Genomic DNA, 16,199 nt, shown 5'->3' with positions numbered 1-16,199 from the left:
GGAAGGGGGATCAGGCAGTTGATCTCCCGGTCAGCCTGCCTCGTCAGGAACTGCAGTTTCCTTATACCAAGGCTTTCGATGCTGACGCATCATGCCTCGACATTGCTCGTGCGCCGCGCGGACTTGACCAGCTCCCGCAGTCAGGCTCATCGGGAGTTGGTGTTACTGCGGCCTTTTGATCTTTTCTGAAGCTTCCAGCACCAGCGGGCGCAGGCCTTCGCCGCCGGTGTCGATGATTTCGAAGAACTGGCGGCGCATGCGCGGTTCCCAGAAGTCATTGATATGCGACGCAACGCCCTCGACGCCTTCGGCGTGGGGCTTGGTTTCCATGAATTTGGCGATCTGGTTGGCCATGTAGACGAGCTTGTCAGGCGACATGGGCGTCCTCTTGCAGCTTGATCCGGTCGGGATGGGTGAAAATCTCGAAACTGTCCGCCCGCACCAGCCCCACCAGCGTGATGCCGCAGCCTTCCGCGAGGTCCACGGCGGCCAGCGTCGGGGCGGAGACGGCGATGAGCACGGGCGCGCCGAAGCTCGCGCATTTCTGCACCATGTCGATGGAAATGCGCGAGGTGATGATGAAGGCTCCGGCGCGGCTCTGGCCGGGGTCCTGCCGCAGCAGCGCGCCGGTCAGCTTGTCGAGGGCATTGTGGCGGCCAACGTCCTCACGCGCAGCGATGATCTGTCCACCCTGCCAGAAGGCGGCCGCGTGGACGGCGCGGGTCTCGTCCTGCAGCGGCTGATGGGCGGTGAGGCCGGCGGCGGCGGCAAGCACCTCCGCTTCGCTCATGGCAAAGCCGGTGTCTGGCACCGGGGGCAGGGGGCGGCGGGCGGCCTTCAGGCTGTCGAGCCCGCAGAGCCCGCAACCCACCGGCCCGGTGACCGTGCGCCGCCGGTCATTGTGGCGGGTGCCTGCGCTTTCGCTCAGCCAGATGCGCAGGTCGATGCCGTCTTCCGTTTCCGCAATCTCAAGCTCGCGGATTTCGTCCGGTTCCGCGATGCCTTCATTCAGCGAAAAGCCGTAGGCGAAGTCTTCCAGATCCGCCGGGGTTGCCATCATCACGGCATGGGTGGAGCCATTGTAGGACAGGGCCACCGGCACTTCCGCCGGCAGCCTGCGCTCCCCCTGGCCGCTGCGGCCGCGCGAAATGCGCAGCCGCGGGATGCTGGCACTGGTCCTGCTCATTCGGCCGCCGGAAGAATGCGGCGGGACTGGGCAGCCTGCGCGGCATAGTCCTCCTGCCAGGTGGAGGGGCCGTTGGACGGGCTGATCTGCACCGCCGTCACCTTGTACTCGGGGCAGTTTGTCGCCCAGTCCGAGAAGTCGGTGGTGATGACGTTGGCCTGCGTGTCCGGATGGTGGAACGTGGTGTAGACCACACCCGGCGACACCCGGTCCGTCACCTTGGCGCGCAGGGTCGTCTCGCCCGAGCGGCTGGCAAGGCGCACCCAGTCGCCATCCTTGAGGCCCCGGTTTTCCGCATCATGCGGGTGGATCTCCAGGAGATCCTCCGCATGCCAGACCGTGTTGGCGGTGCGGCGGGTCTGGGCACCCACGTTATACTGGCTGAGAATGCGGCCCGTGGTCAGCAGCAGCGGGAAGCGCGGACCGGTGCGCTCGTCCGTTGCCACATATTCGGTGCGGATGAACTTGCCCTTGCCGCGCACGAAGCCGTCGATATGCATCAAGGGCGTGCCTTCCGGGGCCTTCTCGTTGCAGGGCCACTGCACCGAGCCAAGTTCCTCCAGCTTCTCGTAGGTGACGCCTGCGAAGGACGGCGTCGTCAGCGAGATTTCCGCCATGATCTGCGAGGGGTGGGTGTAGGTCCAGTTGGCGCCCATGGCATTGGCCAGCATCTGGGTGATCTCCCAGTCGGCGTAGCCGTTCTTCGGGGCCATCACCTTGCGCACGCGGTTGATGCGGCGCTCGGCATTGGTGAAGGTGCCGTCCTTTTCCAGGAAGGTCGAGCCGGGCAGGAACACGTGGGCGTAATTGGCCGTTTCGTTGAGGAACAGGTCATGCACGATGACGCAGTCCATGGCGGCAAGGCCGGCGGCCACGTGTTTGGTGTCTGGATCGGACTGGAGAATGTCCTCGCCCTGGCAGTAGAGGCCCTTGAAGGTGCCGTCGACGGCGGCATCCAGCATGTTGGGAATGCGCAGGCCCGGTTCCTTGTCCAGCTCCACGCCCCACAGGCTTTCGAAGATTTCGCGCACATGGTCGTTCTTCACATGGCGGTAGCCGGGCAGCTCATGCGGGAAGGAGCCCATGTCGCAGGAGCCCTGCACATTGTTCTGCCCGCGCAGCGGGTTCACGCCCACGCCTTTGCGGCCGATGTTGCCGGTCATCATCGCAAGGTTGGCGATGCCGATGACCGTGGTGGAGCCCTGCGAGTGTTCGGTGACGCCGAGGCCATAATAGATCGCCCCGTTGCCGCCGCGGGCATAAAGCCTTGCGGCAGCGCGCAGCTCTTCCGCCGGAACGCCGGTCAGGGCCGCTGTCGCCTCCGGGCTGTGGCGCGGATCGGAGATGAACTCGGCATAGTCCTGGAACTCGTCCCAGTCGCAGCGCTCGCGGATGAAGGCCTCGTCGAACAGGCCTTCGGTGACGATGGTGTGGGCGATGGCCGAAACCACGGCCACATTGGTGCCGGGCTTCAGCTGCAGGTGATGCGCGGCCTTGATATGCGGCGACTTCACCAGATCGATGCGGCGCGGATCGATGACGATCAGCTTTGCCCCTTTGCGCAGGCGCTTCTTCAGGCGGCTGGCGAAGACCGGGTGTCCATCCGTCGGGTTGGCTCCCATGACGATGACCACATCCGTGTCCTCGACGCTGTCGAAGTCCTGCGTGCCGGCCGAGGTTCCGAACGTCTGGCCGAGGCCATAGCCGGTCGGCGAATGGCAGACGCGGGCGCAGGTGTCCGTGTTGTTGTTGAGGAACACCGCGCGCGTCAGCTTCTGCACCAGATAGGTTTCCTCATTGGTGCAGCGGGAGGAGGTGATGACGCCGACCGACTGGCGGCCATGCTTGGCCTGGATCGCCTTCATGCGGGTGGCGGCAAAGTTCAGCGCCTCGTCCCAGGAGACTTCGCGCCAGGGATCGGTGATTGCCTCGCGGATCATCGGCTTCAGGATGCGGTCCTGATGCTGGGCATAGCCCCAGGCGAAGCGGCCCTTGACGCAGCTGTGGCCCCGGTTGGCCTTGCCGTCCTTGTAGGGCACCATGCGCACCAGCTCGTCGCCGCGCATTTCCGCCTTGAAGGAGCAGCCGACGCCGCAATAGGCGCAGGTGGTGACCACGGCCCGCTCGGGCGTGCCGATCTCGATCACGCTCTTTTCCTGCAGCGTCGCCGTCGGGCAGGCCTGCACGCAGGCACCGCAGGAGACGCAGTCGGAAGAGAGGAACGTGTCGCTCATCATGCCGGCCGAGACGCGGCTGTCAAAGCCACGGCCCTCGATGGTCAGCGCGAAAGTGCCCTGAACTTCCTCGCAGGCCCGCACGCAGCGGGAGCAGACGATGCATTTGGACGGATCATAGGTGAAATAGGGGTTGCTCTCGTCCTTGGCCAGCCACTGCGGATTGACATCGCCCCCGGCATTGCGGGCGCGGAAATGGGTGTCTACGGCCTCATAGCGCACATCGCGCAGGCCCACGGCACCGGCCATGTCCTGCAGCTCGCAGTCGCCATTGGCAGCGCAGGTCAGGCAGTCGAGCGGGTGGTCGGAGATGTAAAGCTCCATCACCCCCTTGCGCAGGTCCTTGAGCTTGCCGGTCTGTGTGTGGACCACCATGCCCGGCGCCACCGGCGTGGTGCAGGAGGCCGGCGTTCCGGCGCGGCCCTCGATCTCGACAAGGCAGAGGCGGCAGGAGCCAAAGGCATCCAGCATGTCGGTGGCGCAGAGCTTGGGCACGGAAATGCCCGCTTCGGATGCGGCGCGCATGACGGAGGTGCCTTCCGGCACGCTGACCTCGAAGCCATCGACGGTCAGGGTGATCATCTTTTCGGACCGGGCGGCGGGGGTGCCGAAGTCGATTTCCTTGATCTGAAACATTGTCGTTTCTCCACCACTTACGGACGTATCATTTTCAGTGATTGAATGTCGCAGCCGTGTGCCGCGCCTTTCACCTGATTTGATCTCCGGGGGACAGGGGCGTTTCTTTCGTCTGGTGCGATGCCAGCAAGCCATTGATCTCGAGGCCAAGAGCTTCATGTTGGCTCAAAATGATCAATCGTTTGGTGGTGTCTTGATAGGACCAGATGATTGGTGTGATCTCATCCAGGGCTACATCAGAAACCGTCGGGAAAAAGACCTCACCACTGTCAACGATGAGATCATCCAGCATGTCTTCTAGGGCCCTTGCATTTTGTCCAATCGAAGACGACAGCACACAGTTCCTGAGCGCTGCGTTGATGTCTTGCTTTTCCAGACTCTGAAGAATTTCTTCAGATCCTGGACCAGTCACCAATTGGTACAGGCCAGCCTGAGCCATCTTCACAAAGGAAGATGCGGAATCTGCGACAGCTATCTCAAAGGAGGGGTGGCTCATTCCGCGGCCTCCTTCATCCTGTCAAAATCTGCGGGGAAATGGGTCAGGGCGCTCATGACGGGGTAGGGCGTGAAGCCGCCCAGGGCGCAGAGCGATCCGGCCTTCATGGTGCTGCACAGGCTTTCGAGCAGCGGAATGGCGGCGGCATCGCCCCGGGCGATCCGGTCCACCGTCTCCACGCCGCGCACCGCGCCGATGCGGCAGGGGGTGCATTTGCCGCAGGATTCGATGGCGCAGAATTCCATGGCAAAGCGCGCCTGCGCCAGCATGTCCACCGTGTCATCGAAGACGACGATGCCCGCATGGCCGATGAGCCCGCCGGCAGCGGCAAAGGCCTCGTAGTCGAAGATGGTGTCGAAGAGATCCTGCGGGAAATAGGCGCCAAGCGGGCCGCCCACCTGCACCGCCTTCACCGGGCGGCCGGAGATCGTGCCGCCGCCGATGTCATTCACCAGCTCGCCCAGCGTCAGGCCGAAGGCGGTCTCGTAAAGGCCGCCATGCTTCAGGTTGCCGGCGAGCTGGATCGGGATGGTGCCATGGGAGCGGCCGACGCCGAAGTCGCGGTAGAACTGGGCGCCGCGGTCCATGATGACCGGGATGGAGGCGAGCGACATGACGTTGTTGACGACCGTCGGCTTGCCGAACAACCCTTCCAGCGCAGGCAGCGGCGGCTTGGCGCGGACGATGCCGCGCTTGCCTTCGAGGCTGTTGAGGAGCGAGGTTTCCTCGCCGCAGACATAGGCGCCCGCACCAACGCGCACTTCCATGTCGAAGGCATGCGGCGAGCCCAGCACAGATCCGCCGAGAATGCCCTCGCGCCGGGCAATTTCGATCGCCTCCTGCATCACCGCGATGGCATGCGGATATTCCGAGCGGGTGTAGATATAGCCCTTGGTGGCGCCCACGGCGATGGCAGCGATGGCCATGCCCTCGATCAGCACGAAGGGATCCCCCTCCATGATCATCCGGTCAGCGAACGTGCCGCTGTCGCCTTCGTCGGCGTTGCAGACGATGTATTTCTGGTCTGCCCTTGCGTCCGCAACGGTCTTCCACTTGATGCCGGTCGGAAAGCCTGCGCCGCCGCGTCCGCGCAGGCCGCTATCGGTGACCTGCTTCACGATATCGGCTGGCGACATGGCAACGGCCGCTTCAAGGCCCTTGAGGCCCTTGTAGTGGCGGTAGTCCTCCAGCGACAGCGGATCGGTGACGCCGCAGCGGGCGAAGGTGAGGCGTGTCTGGCCCTTGAGGAAGGGGATTTCCGAGGTGAGGCCATGGGCGAACCGGTGCGCGCCGCCGGTCAGGAACCCGGCATCGAACAGGGACGGCACATCCGAGGCCTTCACCGGACCATAGGCCACACGGCCCTTTTCTGTTCGCACCTCGACCAGCACTTCCAGCCACAGCATGCCGCGCGAGCCGTTGCGGATGATGGTCACATCGAGATTGCGGGCAGCGGCTTCCCGTTCAATGGCGGTGGCGACCTTGTCCGCGCCAACAGCCAGTGCTGCCGCATCGCGGGGGACGAAAACGGTCACGCTCATTTGCCGATCCCTCCCAGCATTTCGTCGATGCTTTCGTCATCGAGCCGGGCAAACAGCTCGCCGTCTAGCATGGCTGCCGGGCTCTGGGCGCAAAGGCCGAGGCAGTAGACCGGCTCCAGCGTCACATCGCCGTCCTTCGTGGTGCCGTGCCAGTCGATACCGAGCCTTTGTTTCAGCTTTTCGGCCAGCGCATCGGTGCCCATGGACTGGCAGGCTTCGGCCCGGCAGACCTTCAGCACGTGGCGGCCCGCAGGTTCCGGGCGGAAGTCGTGATAGAAGCTCATCACGCCGTGAACTTCCGCGCGCGACAGGTTGAGACCGTCTGCAATCACGGGCAGGGCGTCCTGCGGCACGTAGCCGAAGGCCTCCTGCACAGCATGGAGAATGGGTAAAAGCGGCCCTTCAAGAGCCGAATGGGCCGTCACGATCTCCTGCGTCAGGGAGCGAATCGTGGCGGCAGACAGATGTGCCGTCATGTGTTTTTCCTCTCAATTCCGCATGTTAGGCGGAATTTCTCCCACTTCAATTCCGGCTATTCGTCAGCTGATTGAAACCTTCTATCGTTGCGGCCTTCTCCCAGGGCCGCGTTGTACTTGCGGGCAAGATCGAGCAGAGCCGCCAGCATCGGCGTCAGCGGCTCGCGGTGCGCGATGACGAGACCCACATCCTGCCCCGGCATCGTGTCTTCCGGCAGGTCTCCCGTGATGGGCACGGCGGCAAGGTCCTTGCGGTCCAGAAAATGCACCGCCAGCTTTTCCGGCACCACGGAAACCCAGCGTCCGGTCATCACATGCGAGGCGAGCACGATAATGGAATTGGATTCCACCATCGGCATGGAGCTGATACCGGCCTCCTGCAGGTAACGGTCCACGATGCGCCGGTTCTGCATGTCGCCGGACAGAAGGCAGAGGGGCAGGGTGCCGACCTCCGCCCAGGTCAGCGAGCCCCGGCGCGCAACCTGCGAACTGGCGCGGCACAACAGCCGGTAAGTCTCCCGGTAGAGCGGCGTCACCGTCAGGCGGCGGGCGGGCGGCGGGTCGAGATAGGTGATGCCGGCATCCAGTTCCAGCCGCTCCAGCTGTTCGAGGATTTCGGCAGAGGTGCGCGACAGGATGGAGACGCGCACATTGGGATGGCGCTCGGTGAAGGGCACGGACAGGTCCGTCACCATCGGCAGGGCCGTGGGGATGACGCCGATGCGCAGATTGCCCGACAGGACCGATCGCGCCTGCCGCATGTCCGCCTTCAGCGCCCTGGCATCGGCGACGATGCGCAGCGCCCATTCCAGCGCCTTTTCGCCTTCCGGCGTCAGTCCCTGATACCGGGAACCACGATGGATAAGCTGAACGCCCAGCTGATCTTCCAGCTGCTTCATGGCAGATGAAAGGGTTGGCTGCGTCACGCCGATCACTTCGGCGGCGCGGCCAAAGTGCTGCTCGTTGGCAAGGGCGATGAACATTTCCAGCTTGTCGATCATGGGTCCGCTACCGGCAGGGTCACTGCAGTTCCATTTCCGGGAACCGGCCGGGCAGAGAACGCCCGGCCAGCCTGTTCTAGCAGGAAAAAGCCTCAACCGAAGAGGGCGGCGGTCTTTTCCAGCGTGATCCAGACACCCCAGAGGATCGGGATGATCATCACGGCCCAGGCGAGCGCCGCCTTGGCGTCCAGCCCGCCCTTGCCGATGCCGAAGGAGCCATGGGTAATGCTGGAATCCGCCGTGCGGGCCTTGGCCTGCAGGGCCGCAACTTCCGCCTCGGACATGTACCATTTCTTGTCCAGCGGCCGGACGAGCGCATTGGCAATGAGGCCGATGAGCAGCATGCCGCAGAGGATGTACATGGTGAAGTCATAGACCTGCGCGCGGGGGATGCCCGCGCTGATCTGCGCTTCACGGATGTAGTTCACCACCACGGGGCCGAGGATGCCGGCGGTTGCCCAGGCCGTCAGCAGGCGGCCATGGATCGCCCCGACGAACTGGGTGCCGAAGATGTCGGCGAGATAGGCCGGCACAGTGGCAAAGCCGCCGCCATACATGGACAGGATCACCGCGAAGATGGCGACGAACAGCAGCTGGTTGCCAAGCTGCGCCGCCGTCGGGGCCAGGGCATAGAGCACGATGCCGAGCAGGAAGAAGGTGTAATAGGTGTTCTTCCGCCCGATCCGGTCCGACAGGGAGGCCCAGAAGAAGCGGCCCGCGATGTTGAACAGGGACAGGAGCCCGGTGAAGCCTGCGGCAATCGCCGCGATGGCGGCCTTCTGTTCGCCCGACAGGTCGTTGAAGGTGAGTTCGGGCAGGCCGATCAGCTTGCCGGAGAAGATTTCCTGCAGCATGGGCGAGGCCATGCCGATCACGCCGATGCCGGCAGAGACGTTCATGCAGAGCACGATCCAGATCATCCAGAACTGCGGCGTCTTGTGCGCATTGTTCAGGTGCACATGGTGCTGGGTGATCATGGTGGTGGCCTTCGACTGCGGCGGAGTCCAGCCCTCCGGACGCCAGCCGGCCGGCGGCAGACGGTAGCCGAAGGCGCCGCCCAGCATGAAGACGAAGTAGATCGCCGCCATGACGAGGAAGGTCTCCCACACGCCGACGCTGGTGGGCGTTGCGAAGTAGCTCATCAGCCGGTCTGCCAGCGGTGCGCCGATCATGGCGCCGCCGCCAAAGCCCATGATGGCCATGCCGGTCGCCATGCCGCGCCGGTCCGGGAACCACTTGATGAGGGTGGAGACGGGCGAAATATAGCCAAGCCCAAGGCCGATGCCGCCGATGACGCCCGCGCCCAGCCACATCAGCCAGAGCTGATGGGTCATCACGCCCACCGCCGCCACGGCAATGCCGCCGCACCAGCAGAAGGTGGAGACGACGCCCGCCTTGCGCGGCCCGGCCTTTTCCAGCCAGCCGCCCCAGATGGCCGCCGAGCAGCCGAGGAAGACGAAGAAGAGGGTGTAGATCCAGCCCAGATCCGCCACGCGCCAGTCGCAGGAGGCGGTGAAGAGCGCGGTGACGAGGCTCATGCCCTCGCAGGTGACGGATTGCTGGATGCCGATGGCGCGCGACAGCGGCAGCCAGAACACGCTGAAGCCATAGGCCATGCCGATGCACAGATGGATGGCAAGGGCTGCTGGCGGCACGAGCCAGCGGTTGAAGCCGGGTTTTGCAATGATGCGTTCCCGGTCGAGCAGTCCTCCTTCGGAGTATCCGCCCTCGACGCCGGTGGTTGTGGTCATTCCTGTCTCCTCCCGAGAGCCCCTTGCACAGGGGGACCTTGGAGGGCGCCTTCGCATGGCGGACCGGCAGCTTTTGCAAGCCGTTTTCCGGACCCCAGCCCCGGTTCCTCCCCGAAGGCCGCCTCTCCCCGCAGAAGTACTTAGCCAGAAGCGTGCCAGTTGCCGGAGCCGGGAGGGAATTGAAGGGCAGGCGGGGCGTGCATCAGGCGCGGCTGCGCCGGCGGGACACAGGGAATTCCGGCTATCCATCTGAAAAAATATGACTAATTGGCATCGGGTGATGTTGGGGAGCTATTCGTCAGAATGTGCCGGTACGGGGGGCGCGCACCTTGCTCTCCAGCCCCTGCCGCAGCGTCTACCTCCAGCTTCCGCCCGTCATGCCGGACAACTTGGGAGGCCCAAGGACAGCTTGTCCGGACAGAGGGTCTTGGGGAGAGCTTACAAACCCCTTTTCGCTTTTTTGGGGCAGTGTTTACAACAGGCCGCCAGGCAGGCGCCAACTCCTCTCCCCCCTTGAGGGGGAGATGCCCCCGGCAGGGGGCAGAGGGGGGTAACGGACTGTCCGTTTGTGAGAGAAGTAGTGCTGTGCCGAAGCGCTGTTACCCCCCTCTGTCTGCTGGCGCTGACATCTCCCCCTCAAGGGGGGAGAGGGGCGCTGCGGCAAAAGGAGGGCGCATTCCTACCTTTACCTTCCCATCTTTCTCCCCTCACACCGCCTCCGGCAAGAAGATCGTGAACGTCGTTCCTTCACCGGGGGTGCTCTGGACGGTGATGCGGCCGTTCTGGCGTTCGACCAGTTTCTGGCAGATGGACAGGCCAAGGCCGGAGCCGGTGGCACTGGAGCCGGAACTGCTGCCGGGGGCAGTGCCGGGAGCGGGGCGGGTGGTGAAGAAGGGTTCGAAGATGCGGGCCTGCACTTCGGCGCTCATGCCGGTGCCTGTATCTGCCACCGTGAAGCGCACGCCGGAGTGGCCGGTTTCTTCCGCGTCCTCGCAGGCGAGCCGCAGACGTCCGCCATCTGGCATGGCGTGCACGGCATTGACGATGAGATTGATCAGCACCTGCTGAAGCTCGGTGCGGTTGATCAGCACCTGCCGGGTGGAGAAGGGCTCCAGCGTGACGCTGACATCTGCCTTTTTCAGAAGGTGCTGCACCAGCGGCAGGCAGCCTTCGAGGGCTTCGGCGGGGTCGGTGCGCTCGGTCCAGCCGGCGAATTCCTCCGGCCGTGCAAACTGCAGGAGGCGGGTGACGATGAGGTGGATGCGGTGGACCTGCTCGTCCAGCAGGCGGAACTCGGTGGCAGCTTCCACCGCCCGGTCACCCATCACCTGGCGCAGCACATCGAGATTGCCCTGGATGACGGCTACAGGATTGTTGATCTCATGGGCGACGCCTGCGGTGATCTCGCCGATGGCGGCGAGTTTTTCCGAAACGATGAGCTGGCGGGTGGCGGCTTCCAGCTGCAGGTTGGACTGTTCCAGCTCGCGGGTGCGCTCGGCGACGCGGGCGTTGAGCTGTTCGTTCCATTGGCGCAGGGCCGCGTCCCGCTCCTGCACGAGATCCAGCAGGTGGTCGAGCAGATGCGCCACGCGGGTGATCTCGTCCTGACCGGCCCCGCCGCCCTGCGGCTGGGGGGCGTGGGTGCGGGCGCCCATGTCGCCTGCCTCGACACGGGAAATGGTGCCGGCCATCTTCTCCAGCGGCCGAAAGATCGCCCGCGCCCAGCGCAGGAAGATGGGCACGGTGATGGTGCCGATGGCCAGAAGCGCAAGGACGACCAGCAGCACCGTCTGCTGACGGGCCTGCGTGAAGGGCGTCTCCAGAAAGCCGACATAGAGCATGCCGGCGCGCTGGCCCTCGCTGTCGAGGATCGGCTCATAGGCGGAGATGTACCAGTCGTTGACGACGAAGGCGCTGGCCCGCCAGGTGATGCCGTCATCCAGCACAGTCTTGCGCACGGCATCGGACACCCGCGTGCCCAGCGCGCGCTTGCCCTCGAACAGGCGCACATTGGTGCTGATGCGCACATCATCGAGAAACAGCGTCGCCGTGCCCTCGCTGCCCTCCGGCAGGCTGCCCTGCCGGTAGACGAGATCGTTGATCGTGTCGATGAAGACGAGGTTCTGGTTGAGGAGCAGGCCTCCGGTGAGCGCAGCCTTGCGGCCATCGGCAAGCGTGACCGGGGTGGCCGCCAGAATGACCATGCCCCGGTCTTCGGTCTTGCGCGGGCTGGGGGCGGCGTTGGCGGTGGGCACGATGTCGAGCCTGGCACGCGCCGCAAGCTCCGGCGACAGCCGTTCAAGATCAGGGCCGGAGAGGATGGTGATGCCGGTGCGGGCGGTGCCTTCCAGCGCGCTGGCGATGACCGGGGACGGTTGTTGCGGCAGCCGGAGTTCCGGGCTGCTGGCGGCAATCAGCGCGCCCGAGGCGTCGGTGAGATAGAGATAGTCGAGGCCGAGCGCGGTCTTTTCCTGCGCCAGCAGATCCGCCAGTGCAGGACCAGAGGCGGCGCTCTGGAAGCGGGCGGACTGGGCGATGGCGGTCAGCCGCTCGCCGTTGGTTTCCATCAGCCTTGCGAGATACTGCCGGGCGATGGTGAGGTCGGCGCTCACCTTGTTGATCAAGACTTCGCTGAACTTGGTGTTCCAGCGCAGCATGATGCCGCCGGCCACCAGCGGCACGATCACCAGCATGGGCAGAAGCGCAATCGCCAGCAGGCGGAAGCGGACGGAGCGGGACGGGCGGACGCGCTCCAGAGGCGCGGCTGGCTCAGACATTCCAGTCCCTGAGCCGCCGGTCGATGGTCTTGCGGGAAATGCCGAGAAGGCTTGCCGCCGCGTCCCGGTCGCCGCCGCAGCGCTCCAGCGTGCCCAGAATGTGGCTGCGCTCCATGTCCGCCAGCGTCAGTGTGCCATCGGCCTGCGGTGCCGCATTGGCTTGCCCGCCAGTAGCGGGCGTTGGCGCTGTGCGCAGGAAATCCGGCGGAAAGCGGCCAAGGATCAGGCTGCGCTCGATGAAATTGCGCAACTCGCGCACATTGCCCGGCCAGTCATAGGCGGCAATCGCCCGGCGCACCTCTTCGGTGAGCGGCAGCGGCGGGGTGCCAAGCTGCAGCGACAGCTTCTGCATGAACAAGTCCGCCAGATCGAGCGCATCGCGTCCGCGCTCCTTCAGCGGCGGCATATGCAGGCTGACGATGTTGATGCGGAAGAAGAGATCGGCCCGGAAGCGCCCTTCCGCCACCGCTTTCTCCAGATCCACATTGGTGGCAAAGACGAAACGCAGATCGACCGGCAGCTCGCGCTCGGCGCCGACGGGGCGCACCTTGCGGTCTTCCAGAACGCGCAGCAGCTTGCCCTGAGTCTGAAGGGGCAGGTCGCCGATCTCGTCCAGAAACAGCGTGCCGCCGCGGGCATGCAGGAACAGCCCCTCACGGCCATTCTGCGCGCCCGTGAAGGCGCCCTTCACATGGCCGAAAAGCTCGCTTTCCACCATGTCGGAGGGCATGGCCGCGCAGTTGACCGGCACGAAGGGTTTGGCCGCCCGGTCGGACAGCTCATGGATCATGCGCGCCGCCACTTCCTTGCCCGTGCCGGACTGGCCGGTCAGCAGCACGGAGGAGGGGAGCGGGGCAACGCGGGCGATGGTGGCGCAGATGTCCTCGATGGCGGGAGATTCGCCGATCAGCTTGTCGCGCAGGAGAATGAGGTCGGAGCTGGCCTTCAGCTCATGGCGCAGCACCGTGTTTTCCCGCTGCAGCTGCATCCGGTCGAGGCAGCGGGCCACCGCATTGAGGATCTGGTTGGAGCGGAAAGGCTTCAGCACGAAATCCGCCGCGCCCGCCTGCAGCGCCTGAATGGCCGTCTCGAGGTCGGCATAGGCGGTGATCAGGATGGCGGCGGGCAGAAAGCCGGTGTCGCGCTGCTCGGCCAGCCAGTCCACGCCGCGCTGGCCACCCATGATATTGTCGAGGATGACGATATCGAAATGCGCTGCATCCAGCAGGCCTGTGGCCTCTTCGACGCTGGCGGCCAGATCCAGATGGCGGCAGCGCGGGCGCAGGGTCCGGTCAAGGAAGTTGCGCATGCCCGGCTCGTCATCGATGACGAGGATCGAGGCTTCCCTCAGCGCCTGATCAAAGCCCGTCTTCGGCGCAGCGCTGGCCAGTGCCGTGCTGGTGTTCATTCTCCCCTCCCATGCTGCCTGCTTGCGGCGTCTTGTTCGCACCCCATGAAGCAGCAGTGTCCGACCCTCGCAAAACTGGCAGGGAAGGGCAAGGGCGGAGAGCCTTAATGCAGCCGGTCGAGCGGCAGGAACTCGACGCAGATCAGGATGAAGCCTGCGAGGAACACGGTTTCGGCCACCAGCAGTGCAATGGCGCGGCGGCCGACGCTCATGATGTTGGGCAGGGAGGTCTTGACGCCGACCGCGCCGATGGCCGCCAGCAGCGCCCAGCGGGAGGCCGCATTGGCGCCTTCTGCGACGAAGGCCGGGATTTCGATGAGGGAATTGAGGATGGCCAGCGCCAGAAAGCCGAGGACGAACAGCGGCACCAGCGGCGGGCGCTTGGCATCGGAGGGCACGGAGCGGCGGAAGGCGAGGGCGATCAGCAGCACCACGGGCGCCAGCATGGTGACGCGGATCAGCTTCACCAGCACGGCCATGTCACCCGCCGTGTCGGACACGGAGAAGCCCGCACCCACCACCTGCGCCACATCGTGGATCGTTGCGCCGAGGAAGACGCCGGTGACCGGATCGCTCATGCCGAGAGCCGCAGCCAGGATGGGGTAGCCGATCATGGCGAGTGTGGACAGCATGGTGACGCCGAAGACGGCGAACACCATGTCGCGCTCGGCGTCGCTGGCAGACTTGCGCGGCAGCACGGCGGCGATGGCCATGGCGGCGGACGCCCCGCAGATGGCGACGGCACCGCCCGTGAGCAGGCCGAAGCGGCTTGCCTGTCCGAAGAGGCGCGAGACGGTCATGCCGAAGCCGATGGTCAGGGCAACGGCTGCGGCCAGCACCAGCAGCATGGGCAGTCCGAGATCGGCAAACATGCCGAGGCTGATCCTGAGGCCGAGCAGCGTGATCCCGGCGCGCAGGAGGGTTTTCGCTGCAAATTCCAGCCCCGGCAGCATGCGCGGGTCATCGGAGAGGAAATGCAGCGCCAGGCCGATGAGGATCGCCAGCAGCATGGCCGGTGCGCCGTAATGCTCCGACAGGAAGGCGGAGGCGAGCGCGATCAGCACGGCGATGGAAAGGCCGGGGAAGCGCAGGCGCATGCGCGCCGCAAGCGACGTCTCTCCGTCTTTTTCGGCTGGAAAGGCCTGATCTGGAGTGGCCATGATGTGAACCTTCAGGATTGGGCGCAAAAGAGACGCATCGGATGTTCCGGTGCCTGTCTTGAGAGCCGTCGTTTTGCGGGGCAGAAATTTCGTTTCAGGGCAGGTGAAAGGATATCTTATCCGGGCCTGTTTGCGGTTGCGGTTTGTGGCGGACTGGTCTCTGCGGATCGACCCTTCAGCACCCCTCCCTCTTGTGGGGCACTGTTTACAACGGACAGCCAGTCAGGCTCCCCGGTTACGGTTTGAGGAAAGGCTGCGTTCTGGTCATTCCTGCAAGGCGTTTCAGGCCCCCTCCCCACGAGGGGGAGGGGGGCGGACGCGCACTGCCATAAACCAGATGCAGCTCTGTGGGGTTCTCTCTGCAACTGATATTTTAAACCGGCGCATTTCAGAGAAAGGCCGCTCCGGCCATATCCGAGGCCCCAAAAGCAGGACGGAGCGGACCCCGTCCTGCAGGATCCACTATCAGTCGGCCGTTTCGGCGGCACGCTCGGCGTTGACCTGTTCTTCGGCCTCGGCCACGGCGGTGGTGAACATGGCGAAGACTTCCTCGCCGCCCGTGACCTTGGTCTTGAACCAGTCGAACACCGGGGCAACGGCTTCCTTGAAAGCGGCCTTTTCTTCAGCCGTCGGCACGTAGATCTCGCCGCCGGCTTTCAGGAAGTCCTGATAGGCGGCGATTTCCTTGCGCTTCGGGCTGGCGAAGGTGGCCTGCTGCAGGGCGGCGAAGCCATCGGCCACAATCGTGCGCTGTTCCGGTGTCAGCGACAGGAAGCGCTCGTTCGACATCCACCAGAAGGCGCCCATGTAGGAGTGACCATCCAGGGTGATGTATTTCACGCCCGCATCGGTGAACTTCATGTTCATGATGTCGGTGATGCCGTTGGCCGTGCCTTCGACAACGCCGGTCTGCAGGGCGGTGAAGAGTTCCGGCCACGGAACGGGCGTGGGAGAGGCGCCGACGGCCGTGGCCACCTGCTGCGGCAGGTCGGCCGGCACGGTGCGCATCTTCAGGCCCTTGAGGTCTGCCGGGGTCTTCACCGTGCCCCTGGTGTTGGCATAGTTGCGCCAGCCGCCGGTGTTGCCGATGGTCATCAGGCGGATGGTGTTGCCGCTGTCGGCCAGTGCCTTGGCGCGCAGCTCGCGGGTGAAGGGGCCGGTCAGCACGGTTTCGGCCACCCGGTCATCGCTCATCAGATAGGGCAGGTCCAGCACCTGGATATAGGGGAAGAGACCCGCCGCACCGCCGGAGGTGGAGATGTAGATGTCGATGTTGCCGTCGGCGACGCCCTGAAGGCATTCCTCGCCGGTGGCGCAGAGCTGGGTGCCGATGAACAGCTCCACGGCAATCGCGCCGTTCGAGGCATTCTCGACGTAGTTCTTGAAGACGACGAGGCCGTCATAGTCCTCGTCATCCGTGTTGGAATTGGCGGTGGCGCGCAGGGTGATGTCTGCGGCCTGCGCCATGGTGGCCATGGACAGCGTGCTGGCCAGCAGCACGGTCTTCAGAAGTGCCTTGAGCATTCAGTTCCT

The 16,199-nt window shown here is 64.8% G+C and carries 12 protein-coding genes; all 12 read right to left on the bottom strand.

From position 1 onward, the window contains the following. Positions 1–162: 162 nt before the first annotated feature. The 12 genes from ACVNHC_RS13015 to ACVNHC_RS12960 all read right to left on the bottom strand — a co-directional run bounded on the left by ACVNHC_RS13015 (position 163) and on the right by ACVNHC_RS12960 (position 16,190). Positions 163–378 (bottom strand): formate dehydrogenase subunit delta, encoded by a 216-nt coding sequence (locus tag ACVNHC_RS13015; RefSeq protein WP_058899664.1) that lies wholly within the window; start codon positions 376–378, stop codon positions 163–165. Further along, on the bottom strand, positions 368–1,186 hold the full coding sequence (gene fdhD, locus ACVNHC_RS13010) for a formate dehydrogenase accessory sulfurtransferase FdhD (RefSeq protein ID WP_457167494.1): 819 nt from the start codon (positions 1,184–1,186) through the stop codon (positions 368–370). Before fdhD ends, ACVNHC_RS13015 begins: the two co-directional genes overlap by 11 nt. Continuing rightward, on the bottom strand, positions 1,183–4,056 hold the full coding sequence (gene fdhF / locus ACVNHC_RS13005) for a formate dehydrogenase subunit alpha (protein WP_457167493.1): 2,874 nt from the start codon (positions 4,054–4,056) through the stop codon (positions 1,183–1,185). Before fdhF ends, fdhD begins: the two co-directional genes overlap by 4 nt. A gap of 70 nt (positions 4,057–4,126) precedes the next feature. Then, a complete protein-coding gene (locus tag ACVNHC_RS13000) occupies positions 4,127–4,552 on the bottom strand; it encodes a hypothetical protein (protein WP_122520256.1) in 426 nt (141 codons plus the stop codon). After that, complete coding sequence (locus ACVNHC_RS12995; RefSeq protein ID WP_457167492.1) at positions 4,549–6,093, bottom strand: formate dehydrogenase beta subunit; 1,545 nt, start codon at positions 6,091–6,093, stop codon at positions 4,549–4,551. Before ACVNHC_RS12995 ends, ACVNHC_RS13000 begins: the two co-directional genes overlap by 4 nt. Next, the gene (locus tag ACVNHC_RS12990; protein WP_457167491.1) at positions 6,090–6,569 is read right to left on the bottom strand and encodes a formate dehydrogenase subunit gamma; all 480 of its coding nucleotides are present in this window, start codon (positions 6,567–6,569) and stop codon (positions 6,090–6,092) included. Before ACVNHC_RS12990 ends, ACVNHC_RS12995 begins: the two co-directional genes overlap by 4 nt. A gap of 56 nt (positions 6,570–6,625) precedes the next feature. Further along, positions 6,626–7,570 (bottom strand): LysR family transcriptional regulator, encoded by a 945-nt coding sequence (locus ACVNHC_RS12985; protein ID WP_050473160.1) that lies wholly within the window; start codon positions 7,568–7,570, stop codon positions 6,626–6,628. A gap of 92 nt (positions 7,571–7,662) precedes the next feature. Further along, complete coding sequence (locus ACVNHC_RS12980) at positions 7,663–9,321, bottom strand: OFA family MFS transporter (protein WP_457167490.1); 1,659 nt, start codon at positions 9,319–9,321, stop codon at positions 7,663–7,665. Between the two features lie 707 nt (positions 9,322–10,028). Then, on the bottom strand, positions 10,029–12,098 hold the full coding sequence (locus ACVNHC_RS12975) for a sensor histidine kinase (RefSeq protein ID WP_457167489.1): 2,070 nt from the start codon (positions 12,096–12,098) through the stop codon (positions 10,029–10,031). Beyond that, a complete protein-coding gene (locus ACVNHC_RS12970; protein ID WP_058899673.1) occupies positions 12,091–13,506 on the bottom strand; it encodes a sigma-54-dependent transcriptional regulator in 1,416 nt (471 codons plus the stop codon). Before ACVNHC_RS12970 ends, ACVNHC_RS12975 begins: the two co-directional genes overlap by 8 nt. A gap of 104 nt (positions 13,507–13,610) precedes the next feature. Further along, entirely contained in the window at positions 13,611–14,666 is a 1,056-nt protein-coding gene (locus tag ACVNHC_RS12965) for a YeiH family protein (RefSeq protein WP_058900788.1), read from the bottom strand. A 465-nt stretch (positions 14,667–15,131) separates the two neighbouring features. Continuing rightward, a complete protein-coding gene (locus tag ACVNHC_RS12960; protein ID WP_058899674.1) occupies positions 15,132–16,190 on the bottom strand; it encodes a TRAP transporter substrate-binding protein in 1,059 nt (352 codons plus the stop codon). Between the last annotated feature and the right edge of the window lie 9 nt (positions 16,191–16,199).

It is taken from the genome of Pannonibacter sp. Q-1 (assembly GCF_054073275.1).
The sequence above is the reverse complement of the archived record's forward strand: the minus strand, read 5'-3'. Positions and strand labels throughout refer to the sequence as shown.

Excerpts from the sequence above, each read along its gene's own strand:
- ACVNHC_RS12975 (WP_457167489.1), bottom strand. The coding sequence starts at position 12,098 with ATGTCTGAGCCAGCCGCGCCTCTGGAGCGCGTCCGCCCGTCCCGCTCC.
- ACVNHC_RS12985 (WP_050473160.1), bottom strand. The coding sequence starts at position 7,570 with ATGATCGACAAGCTGGAAATGTTCATCGCCCTTGCCAACGAGCAGCAC.
- ACVNHC_RS12995 (WP_457167492.1), bottom strand. The coding sequence starts at position 6,093 with ATGAGCGTGACCGTTTTCGTCCCCCGCGATGCGGCAGCACTGGCTGTT.
- ACVNHC_RS12965 (WP_058900788.1), bottom strand. The coding sequence starts at position 14,666 with ATGGCCACTCCAGATCAGGCCTTTCCAGCCGAAAAAGACGGAGAGACG.
- ACVNHC_RS12980 (WP_457167490.1), bottom strand. The coding sequence starts at position 9,321 with ATGACCACAACCACCGGCGTCGAGGGCGGATACTCCGAAGGAGGACTG.
- ACVNHC_RS12990 (WP_457167491.1), bottom strand. The coding sequence starts at position 6,569 with ATGACGGCACATCTGTCTGCCGCCACGATTCGCTCCCTGACGCAGGAG.
- ACVNHC_RS12970 (WP_058899673.1), bottom strand. The coding sequence starts at position 13,506 with ATGAACACCAGCACGGCACTGGCCAGCGCTGCGCCGAAGACGGGCTTT.
- ACVNHC_RS12960 (WP_058899674.1), bottom strand. The coding sequence starts at position 16,190 with ATGCTCAAGGCACTTCTGAAGACCGTGCTGCTGGCCAGCACGCTGTCC.
- ACVNHC_RS13015 (WP_058899664.1), bottom strand. The coding sequence starts at position 378 with ATGTCGCCTGACAAGCTCGTCTACATGGCCAACCAGATCGCCAAATTC.
- fdhD (WP_457167494.1), bottom strand. The coding sequence starts at position 1,186 with ATGAGCAGGACCAGTGCCAGCATCCCGCGGCTGCGCATTTCGCGCGGC.
- fdhF (WP_457167493.1), bottom strand. The coding sequence starts at position 4,056 with ATGTTTCAGATCAAGGAAATCGACTTCGGCACCCCCGCCGCCCGGTCC.
- ACVNHC_RS13000 (WP_122520256.1), bottom strand. The coding sequence starts at position 4,552 with ATGAGCCACCCCTCCTTTGAGATAGCTGTCGCAGATTCCGCATCTTCC.